Annotated in this window: 7 protein-coding genes; 2 read left to right on the forward strand and 5 right to left on the reverse strand. The window is 38.9% G+C overall.

Going from position 1 to position 10513, the window contains the following annotated elements:
- The 4 genes from AC2JBO_RS38195 to AC2JBO_RS38210 form a co-directional block, all read right to left on the reverse strand.
- On the reverse strand, window positions 1–824 hold an 824-nt coding region (locus AC2JBO_RS38195; RefSeq protein WP_496958852.1), incomplete at its 3' end, for a DUF1822 family protein.
- Between the two features lie 10 nt (window positions 825–834).
- Window positions 835–2031 carry a sigma-70 family RNA polymerase sigma factor gene (locus tag AC2JBO_RS38200; protein ID WP_496958853.1) on the reverse strand — a complete coding sequence of 399 codons (1197 nt, stop codon included), beginning with the start codon at window positions 2029–2031 and terminating at the stop codon, window positions 835–837.
- Between the two features lie 468 nt (window positions 2032–2499).
- Window positions 2500–3615, reverse strand: coding sequence for a precorrin-8X methylmutase (locus AC2JBO_RS38205; protein WP_496958854.1), 1116 nt, complete (start codon window positions 3613–3615; stop codon window positions 2500–2502).
- Between the two features lie 144 nt (window positions 3616–3759).
- Window positions 3760–4788: a hypothetical protein gene (locus tag AC2JBO_RS38210; protein ID WP_496958855.1), complete on the reverse strand. Its 1029-nt coding sequence runs from the start codon at window positions 4786–4788 to the stop codon at window positions 3760–3762.
- A 367-nt stretch (window positions 4789–5155) separates the two neighbouring features.
- Here AC2JBO_RS38210 and AC2JBO_RS38215 point away from each other — a divergent pair, with 367 nt between their 5' ends.
- Together AC2JBO_RS38215 and AC2JBO_RS38220 are read left to right on the forward strand one after the other, a co-directional pair.
- On the forward strand, window positions 5156–5584 hold the full coding sequence (locus tag AC2JBO_RS38215) for an Hsp20/alpha crystallin family protein (RefSeq protein WP_496958856.1): 429 nt from the start codon (window positions 5156–5158) through the stop codon (window positions 5582–5584).
- A gap of 162 nt (window positions 5585–5746) precedes the next feature.
- Complete coding sequence (locus AC2JBO_RS38220) at window positions 5747–7672, forward strand: heavy metal translocating P-type ATPase (protein ID WP_496958857.1); 1926 nt, start codon at window positions 5747–5749, stop codon at window positions 7670–7672.
- A 34-nt stretch (window positions 7673–7706) separates the two neighbouring features.
- Here AC2JBO_RS38220 and AC2JBO_RS38225 read toward each other — a convergent pair whose 3' ends face one another.
- Window positions 7707–10253 carry a bifunctional serine/threonine-protein kinase/ABC transporter substrate-binding protein gene (locus tag AC2JBO_RS38225; RefSeq protein WP_496958858.1) on the reverse strand — a complete coding sequence of 849 codons (2547 nt, stop codon included), beginning with the start codon at window positions 10251–10253 and terminating at the stop codon, window positions 7707–7709.
- Window positions 10254–10513: the final 260 nt, after the last annotated feature.

The raw sequence follows: 10513 nt of genomic DNA on the forward strand, positions 1-10513 counted from the left end.
ATACCTTGTCGAAAGCTAAAAGCAAAATTTGGCTCTTGATTAAATAATGCTTCGATGGTTTGCCAAGTGTTTGTAAGAACGCTTTCAAATAATTCACGTAAGCTAACAGTATTAGGTGCTTGGTACAAGTGTTGTTGCCAATCTTGACGAGTTAGTAAGGCGCCCCAAATTTCAAACGGTAATTCCAAGCGAGGATTTGTAATAGATGGATTTAATAGACGGCGCCAGAGATTTTCAACTTGGGTATCTGGTAATGTTGGCAAGGGAGCGATTTGAGCCTGTGTTACCTCTTTGTGATATAACTGCTGCACTACCCACAAAACGCTTATATCCTCTACCATTAGATTTGCATCTAAGCAGTAAGTGCGTTCTTGTGAGTTATAGCTACCTAGATTTTTTATTTGTTCGTGGGTAGCGTATCCCCAAACTCGCAACCATTCACCATCTGGACTAACTTGCACTCCTAAATAGTAATCTCCTGCCCAATTAGGAATATCAATCCACTCTTGAGGAACAGATAATTCCCTAGTTTCTACATTTTTGTCTGGAATTAAAATCAGGCGCCTTGTATCCATAATTATGGCAGTGCCGTTTACGACTTTCCATATATTGCTGTGTGCTTCCAGATCAGTCCACACACTAGCATCAGGAGTGTACTCAGCTTGCAGCCAAGCTAAAAAAGTACCCAAACAAATTTGATTTAGAAAAGTATTCCAACGACTGTTCGCACTAGTACAAGACTGACTTTGGCGCCAAGAAAAGTCTTGCACCTCTCTTGAAACTTCTAATCCCAGCTGGGTAGGGGATATGCAGGAAAATGACATGGCTATACTCCTAATTGGTTTGATTGTCAAGATTGCGGAAATAATCCTGCAACCAATCCTCTAAAACTGCACTAATGTGCTTAACCACGTTGGTAGTCGGGGAAATATGCAGTTTTTCTTGACTCCATTTTGTAATTGAGACCAGTAATAGTTCTCGTGCTTTAGATAGACGACGAGAAATCTTATATTGCGGCATTTCTAGTTGCTTGGCAATCTCCTGTTGTGTCGAGCCTTGACGGTAGTAAAATTCTAATAACTGCTGTGATTGAGAATCGAGGTTTTTTAAAGTCGTAATTAAAAGGTCACTAAGTTCAGTTCGTTGATTCTTTTTGGTTATTGCTTCTTCTTGTTCAATAAGATTCTCTAATAAAGATTCGTTAGTTCCAGAAGGTAAATCATCTTGTAATTCCCGTTCCCCTTGTCCTGGTTTAGGGACGTTTAGCGACGAAACAACAGGGTATAAATAAGTACGCACATGTTTAGCACATAACAGTAACCATTTTTCCAGATTAGCACTGGATTCAGGTTGTGATAGGTTAAATTGAGTCGCATTACGGTTATATATTTGGGTTATCAGTTCCCAAGTCTCTTGGTCAGGACGTTGTAGCTTGCGATTTTTGGAAGATTTACTTTGAATATAGCCATCTTCAAAAGAAGTCCAGGCTAAAAGATAGCGCTTAATAATTTCGGAATTAAATCCAGCATTTTCTAAAGCTTCTTGTAACCGCTTACGACTCGTTTTCAGTAATAATCCCCAATCACTGCAAAAATCAATTTCTTGCTTTTGGCGTAAGCCATCGCGGATAATATTGCCAAAAGCCGTATTACTATAGCTCTTCAAACTTGCCTGTAAATCAGGGTCACAAGCTTTGAGAATTTTGGGGACAGAGGCAATTGCAATTTGAAAACAATCAGACAAACTACACTGCACGCTAGCAAACTGAGGCATCGTTCTTTTAGCTGCCCAATAACAGCTTTCTTGTAAGTAAGCAGATAAATGCCCCATATTTATGGAGTTTGGCTCAGTCAACCAGGATTTATGCCAGTAAATAGCCCAAAAATTTTCAGATTTGTCTTGAGGGCATTTAAGCAAGCAATTCTGGATACTGCGACGCAACTTAGCATCCCATACCCAGCCACTGAAGTAATCAGTCTCAAACTGTAGGAAAGTTGCAAATATTTCTGGAATATCTTGCCGAGAGCGCATTAATTAATGAGTTACTGCTAATGGTTTATACCATAACAGTTTAAGGGTATAATTCTCGATTCGCAATCCAGGATTTTTCTTCGCGTATATAGCAATAATCATCGTTTCAATAACAGTGCATGAATTAGCACATGGCTTTGCTGGCATATACCTTGGTGATGACACTCCGCGCGTTAGAGGTCATATTACCTTGAATCCTGTAATACATATGGGCTAGCATTCAATAATTTTTTTGATCAAAATCTTGAGAATTCCTTGTAACAATTGTGGCATTAAGTGACAATGCTATTGCAGCAATTCGCATATCTTTTTGTAGACGATTTTTCCGTAGTGAGGGGTTTTCTCTTAATAATTGCTTGAGGCAAGTGTCACTCCATAAGCTCAAATTCAAAATTCATGAATGAATTTTGATGTTACTTTTTTTTGCGATAATGCAGCAACTATTTATGTTAAATATGTACAAATTTGTTATTTATTGCCATTTTCAAGGTAGCAATGGCAGTGAGGTTTTTCAATTAGTGATTCAATTAACGCATTTAATGCCACAACTGCGAGTAACCCACCGCCATTGATACCTAAAGTTGTAATATACTCAACACCAGAACGTATAAGGCGCCGTTTTGCGGCAGGTGCATGACTAAAACCAATTGGCATTCCAATAATCAAAGCTGGTTGTATTTGCTTATGCTCAACTAAATTACAAATTGATATCAAAACAGAGGGTGCATATCCGACTAGTAATATACATCCTGGAGCAACTTGCTGTAATTTCTCCTGCCACTTATTTGATGAACAGTACTCGCGTTCAACTTCTGTAAAACTGGTAATATGAGGGTCATCAATAAGAGTCTTGACAGTTACGCCCAAATGTGCAATACGAGCTTCATCGATACCCGCACAAACTGCTGGAACATCCACAATAATTTCACAGTTATTTTGAAGTGCATTGCGACTGGATGCAATTGCGTTTTGACTCCAGCGCACAAAGTCTACTAAACTTACATCACCGGAAGCTATTACCAATTTTGAAAGTAAATCAACTTCTATTTGGGAACGCGCGGGTAATGGTAGTAGTTGCTGTAATGATTCGTTAAAGTCTTCAGGATGAGCATCGGTTGCTGCGTCCAAACCGTCCCAAAGTTGTTCGAGTTGCTCGGCATAAGCGCTAGTTTCTACTTCTAATTGTTGCAATTGTAACAAAGCTTCTGCTTGGACATTTAAACATGAATGGTCTCTACCTAACAATCCTTCGAGTGCGCTAGCTGTTTGTCGCAGTCGTGTTAGCTGCTGCATCACCGACCAATATTGTTGCTGTAAACTATCGAGTAAATCATTATTAGGCGCCTTTTGACGGCCGGGTTGTAGTAATTTACGAATGTGGTCGAGTTGAAACCCTTGTGATTTGAGAGCTACAATTCGTCGCAGGTGTTGAATGTCTTTATCTGTATATAAGCGGTAGTTACTTTCAGACCTCGAAGCTTCTGGTAATAATCCTAGTTTGTGGTAATGTCTAACCATACGTGGAGTTATGCCACCACCTACTAGCTGTGTTAATTCTTTGATTGTTAAGTTTGGCGCGCGCATTTAAAGTAATTATATCTTAATTGTTGATGGTGCGTAACAGCAGAAAATATGAGCGTTTGTGTTGAGGTTTGTGGTAGCTGTTACGCACCCTACAATTTAAACAAACAGGTAAACAAACACCTTGAACAAACAGATACTAATTAATTATGAGGAAGGTTTGCTGCGTTTTTGCGGCTTAGTAAACTTGCTACTCTCTGAAACTGTCTCTGGATTTGATTCTTTTTGGGCTTCAGTTAAGTTGCTATTTTCTAAAACTTTTTTCGGATTGGACTCTTTTTGCGGCTTAGTAAACTTGCTGCTTTCTGAATTTATTTCTGAATTTATTTCTGAATTGGTTTCTGAACTTGTTTCGGAATCTCCTTCTCTTTGTGGTGCAGATTCAGCTTTTTTTAATTGTAGCGCTTCAGCTTTCATTTTTTTACTAGCTTTAAAGAATTTAGGCGGTTCTTCTAATGGCATTTCCACTAGCGACTGAAAACCAAATGCATTTTTTTGAGGAAGGAATTTTGCAATTACAGAAACAAAGTATGATTTCTTTTGTTGTTCTTTTGGTGCTTTTGGATTAAATCTAAATGGGGGAACGAGTGCATCCTTCCAAAATATAGGAATGTGGCTCGCTTTCATGTATTTTACCCGCTTAGTAACATCTGCTTGTTTAACGAATTCTAACCTATCTTCTGAGAAGTTTCTGAAAACAGAAATACAAGGTACTTGACAAACTGGGATAAATTGCCATATCCCACTCAGCTTAAATTCAAAGTCTTTCAACTCCTGACACATCCCTTCATTATTTCCGGAGTCAAATCCTACAACCTGAAACCCAATTTGATGTGGTTTATCCCGTCCAGGGAAATGAGTCACTTTTGGGTAAACTATTAATCGCTGCTGATTACCACCATTTTGCACATTCTTCTTAAGTGCCTCAAAAGCTCTTAACCCTCTCTTATTAGGAATGTATAGTAATGGGTATTTATTACCACTAATCGTCACAGTACTAAACTTTTTCTCTTCGTCAAAGTCTACTACACCCGAAACGATACCTACTGCTTTAAAAAATCCAGCAGTAGAATCGTCGGAATCCTTTTCTACAGGTTCTGTGGTCGAGCTGATATCCGTATTCTGTTTGGGCTTGGTGATTGGAAGCACCTGTTTTATATCTTGATTCGCTGACATAAGTTTGTTTATTAATTCTAAAAGAGCGATTAAGCGGCGCCTAACCGCACGCAGTGGTACAAATAACTATCATTACAGAAATTATAGAGATATTCATATTCTTTCAACGACGGCGCCAGTAATCAGGATACTACAAAGTCGGTATGACTTTACAATATGTCTCTCTTACCTCTGTCTAGAGAGTAGTTAGATTGCTTGCATCCAGTTTACCGTACCAGATTTTTCGTATTTACCAATGGTCGGTTTTCAGAAACAGTTTAGTGATAAAAGCCGTATTTCCAACCGTTCCAACCTTCATTACTATAGGGACATACAAAACATTAAACCGAACAAATTAATAAATACCAACCACAAGGAGCGATACGAAATGTTAGCACGTAACAACCCCTGGAATGAAATGAACGCAATTACTAGCCAATTAGATTCATTGTTTCAAGAATTACAAGCGCCAGCATTTAAAACTCCTGCTGCTGAACTGTATGAAACGCAGGAAGCTTTGCACCTCAAACTAGAATTACCTGGTGTTGAAGGTAAAGACGTAGACATTGAAGTAACCGAAAACGCCGTCAAAGTAGTTGCAGAACGCAAAGCAGAAACCAACACATCAAAAAACACATCTGAAAGCGGTAGAACCAGAAGCGAATTTTACTACGGTAAGTTTCAACGTGTAATTCCCCTACACGCGCGCATTCAAAACACTGCCGTCAAAGCAGAATATACAAACGGTATTTTAAGTTTGACACTACCAAAGTCAGAAGCCGAGAAAAACAAGGTAGTCAAAGTTAACCTTGGTTAAATCTCTAAGGTGTCAAATAAATAATTGGTTGAAAAGTGGCGCCTAGTTTCTTATATAGAGACTAGGCTCTTTTTTACGGGTTTCTCTGTAAGGGGCTTGACTTTGACATTAATGTCAAGGTTTAGAGTGAGTAGAGAACTTTATTATGCTTCTACCACTTTTATGACTAGTGATTCAAAGGTGATTGATACTAGACGGTTAGTTGCTGAACATCCGGATGCGGTTGCAGCATTCTTTTGCGCTTTATTTTTATTTTTAGGTTGGTTGGGACTTGTATATGGTTGGGTGGGGTTAGCTTTACTGCTTTGCTGTGTTGCTTATGTGGTCGGTGGATATTCGAGTGCTAAGGAAGGTTTAACGACGCTTGTTGAAGAGAAAGAGTTTGACGTTGATCTGTTAATGATTGTTGCAGCACTCGGCGCCGCTGCGTTAGGTTTATGGCGCCGTGAGTACCATTTGATTGTGGATGGTGCAGTGCTAATTTTGATTTTTGCGATTAGTGGCGCCTTGGAAGGTTATGCGATGCAGCGTACTAACCGCGCTATCGATAGTTTAATGCGCTTGACTCCTGATACAGCAATTCGGATTTCTCAAGGTCACGAAGAAGATATTGCAATTAGTAAGTTACAAGTTGGGGATAAGTTATTAGTCAAGCCAGGAACTTTTATACCTACTGATAGTGTAATTGTAAGTGGTGCAAGTAATTTAAATGAAGCTTCGATCACAGGTGAATCGCTTCCTACGGAAAAAACTGTGGGTGATGAAGTTTATGCTGGTACGATTAATGGTACTGGCGCCTTGGTTGTCGAGGTTCACCAACCACCGGAAAGTAGTTTAATTCAACGTATTATACGTTTAGTAGAGCAAGCTCAAAATCAGGAACCTGCTTCACAATTATTCATCGAACGGTTCGAGCGCATATACGCGAAAGTTATTATTCTGTGCGGAATACTGTTAATGACTGTACCGTCGCTATTTCTAAATCAAGATTGGGAAACTACTATTTACCGTGCGCTGATTTTCTTAGTGGTTGCTTCCCCATGCGCTTTGATGGCTGCAATTATGCCAGCTTTATTATCGGGTATTGCGACGGGCGCCCGCAATGGCATTTTGTTTAAAAGTGGTGCCGATTTAGAAATGATTGGCAAGGTCAGAGCAGTCGCTTTCGACAAAACTGGTACTCTCACAACTGGGCAACCACATGTAATTGAGATTATACCCTCAGATAGATGTAATAGCAAGAAATTAATTAAAATAGCGGCTGCGGTTGAAAGTTATTCAGAACATCCCATTGGACAAGCCATTGTCAGATATGCTGCTTTGAATCAAATAAATATCTTACCTGCAACAAACGTAGTCGCACATACAGGTTTTGGAATTAGTGGTGAGGTTGACTCGAAGGTGTTAGTGGGTAAAGCAAGTTTTATCAAAGCGGATTCTATCGCTTTACCTGAAAGCTTGATACAACAAAGCACCCGTCTTGAGTCAGAAGGCAAAACAACTGTCTGGGTAGCAGAGAATAATCAAGTACTTGGAATTATTGCTGTTGCTGACACGGTTCGTAGTGAAGCAGCGTTGACGGTGAAGCGTTTGAAAAAATTAGGCGCCGAAATTATTATGCTGACTGGTGACAATGAACGCGCTGCTTTACACGTAGCTCAACAGTTGGGAATAAAACAAGTGTATGCAGAACTGTTGCCTGAAGACAAAGTAACCGTAGTTCGTCGTTTGCTCTTAGACTATAAAACAGTGGCAATGGTTGGTGATGGTATTAATGATGCACCTGCACTTGCTACAGCTTCGGTAGGTATTGCAATGGGTGTTGCTGGTAGTGATGTTGCCCTGGAAACTGCTGATATTGTATTGATGGCAGATAGGTTAGAAAAATTAGTTGTTGCTATTGAACTGGGTAAACGCGCGGTACGGGTTATAAAACAAAATACTTTGTTTGCACTTGCTTCTGTTTTGGTACTTCTAGTGATTAATTTTACTGCTGGTATTACTTTGCCTTTAGGTGTGGTGGGACATGAGGGTTCTACTGTGCTTGTTACTTTGAGTGGTTTGCGCTTGTTGAATAATAACCCGTAGCACAGGCATCACGAACTGTGCATTCATAGTTTAATTAAATGCGACAAAAACGGTATTTTGGTGTGTCTTCAGGTTTACATTTATCTTTGACTTGCACTAATACACCTAGTCGGTTCTCGTCTTCTGGTCTAATTTTTCGATCTCCTGAGCTATCAAACTCAATTACTCCTGTTGCACTGGTAGTTGATTTGAATGACTTTGAGCTTAATACATTGTACAAACCCTGACGAGTCGGATTTTCACCTTGTCGCTGCAAACCATCTATAATTACTTGGGTTGCATCATAAGCACTTGCAGTCCTCCATCCTACATATTGAGTCCCCCAAAGTTGATTTGATTCATCTTTGAACCATTGCGGCGCCGTTTCAATATCGAAAGGTATTGCCAATACCATATTATTGGCTTTGTTGCCAATACTACTACTTGAATCAGACGTTAGTTTGTCGTCACTATATAAAGCGTCTCCCCCTAGTAGTGGTAAGCTGTTGCTTTGAATTACGGAAAAAGCTTTGTCTGTATCCGCTGTTCCTAGTGATAGCATCAAAAAACTTGCACCCTGTATTTGAGATGCACATCTTTGAGGACCATATTTAGATAAATCGCAAGTAATTATATTATTTGACTGAAAATTGCTTGCAAATGCTTGCTGTAATGATTGACTATATATATTTATTGGTACACCAAAACTGTAAAAGACGGCGCCTTTCTTTCCGGCAAAGTTTTTCTGGGTATATTGATATAAATCATTAGCAGCAACCGCATCATTAGGCATGACTCTAAAAACGTATCGATTTAAGTTAAATTGATAATTGGAACCTGAACTTTTTTGCTTTTGTCGAATTGCTGTACTAGTTGGTGATACTGCTACAAGTTGCCCTTTTTCGTACTCTGTACTGGCATCTAAAATTACATCACTACTAAAATTACCAATTACTGCTATAACAGAACCACGAAAATTTTCATCACCAGGAATTTGATTTTCGACGATATGTTTTGCCGCGCGTGTAGCAATATTTCTATCGTTATTGTCTCGAACAATCATTAATTCGAGCAGGCGCCCATTAATACCGTTTTTCAGATTGAACTTATTTTGCACGTGAGCAACACCACGCAATATTTGTTCAGAGAGTTTGCTATATTCAACCGAATTACCATTAATTGGAGTTACTATAGCAACAGTCAATGGTGGTTTGTTGCTATTACGTGCTTTTGCGTTATTTAGAAAAATCTGAGTTTCGGGGTCTACATAACATTTCGCTGTGGGTGTCGCTTCACGTGTTGCTTTTCTAAATAAATCTATAGCTGCTTGGAAGTTTTTTTCGGAAGCTGCGAAGTTCTCCCCACCAAAATCACGCATTCCTGCTTGTTTCTTCACAAATGCTGCTTGACAAGTTGCACTAATTGATTTGTCTTGTGCAAGTAAAGATTCTTCACCACGAGTGAAATAGTTGTCAGGAAGTGGTGAAGAATCTGGTTTCTTAATTATTTGAGAAATTGCAAATAGGATACTAGCTATCCCGACAACTCCTAATATACCAAAAATCCATAATGGGGCTAACTTTTTATCTGCTTTAATCAAACCCCCTTTTTCTAATGCTGTAATCACTTCACTTGCTGACTGATACCGATATTTTGGATCTGGCTCCAGCATTTTATTTATAATTTTGACTAAGTTTTGGTTAACTTTTACACCAGCATTCCAATTGTTTAAATTATAGGGAATATCATAATTAGATGGGTTTTCACCAGTGAGTAAAGTTACGCAAGTGGAAGCTAAAGAATATAAGTCGGAAGCAAATGTTACCGTTCTACCATGTGTTTGTTCTGGAGGCGAGTAACCGGGTGAGATAATTACAGTGTCACTTGGTGAGGCACCTTCTTCTACGACTTTAATAACTTGTTTGACGGCGCCAAAATCTATCAAATAAAGTTGATTATCATCACTTCTTCTAACAATGTTAGATGGTTTAATATCTCGATGAATTAATGGCTTTTTTGGGTTGGCATGGATAAACTTGAGTATACCTAATATATTGTGTAAAACCGATACAACCTCTTGTTCGGAGAAATTTTTTCCTTCTTCTCGTCGTTGACTCAATTCCCTTTGTAAATCTGAACCTTGTATATACTCTTGAACTAAATAAAATAATTTTTGATCTTTATTGGATGAATATCCAGGGACTGATAAATTGAAGAATGCATAAAGCCGAGGAATTTGATTATGTCTAAGTTCTTCTAGTGCCTCTGCTTCTTCCTTAAAGAACCGCTCTACTAATTCTAACGATGAAGTAGATAATGACTGATTTGGATGCAACAGTTTTAAAATGCGGCGCCGTTTCTGCTCTAACGTTTCTCCTGGCGACTCTAAATCTAACGCCACAAAAGTCTTACCAAAACCGCCTTGACCTTTTTCCTCTAATACTACATAGCGGTTTTTGACAATTAAAGGCATTCCACAAACTTGACAATACCGTTGTTGTGGATGACCAACAAGATGGACAACAAGCAAATCGGACTGTTCTATATAGTTTACGTGTGGAGGTTCACCTTGTTCGCGCGGACGGGTACAGCAAACTCGCATTGACTAACGAAGGATAGTTGGCTTTGTTATTCAATTCTATCATGATTTGTTGTATACAATAATACAGTTAATTATTATTACATTATTTAATCATAAAGATTTATACCGGACTATTGCTTGTTGTTTTAGAGATGAATTGAGACAGTTGCCATTGAGTGTAAATGTTTGACAAAGCTCTCTAATCTCGGAGACACCAATAATTACGCGAACTCTTAAACCGTATTCGGTACGATATACTTCATATGAAAAAGGTTTCTCAG

Source organism: Calothrix sp. CBUCES-K 9914 (assembly GCF_059640475.1).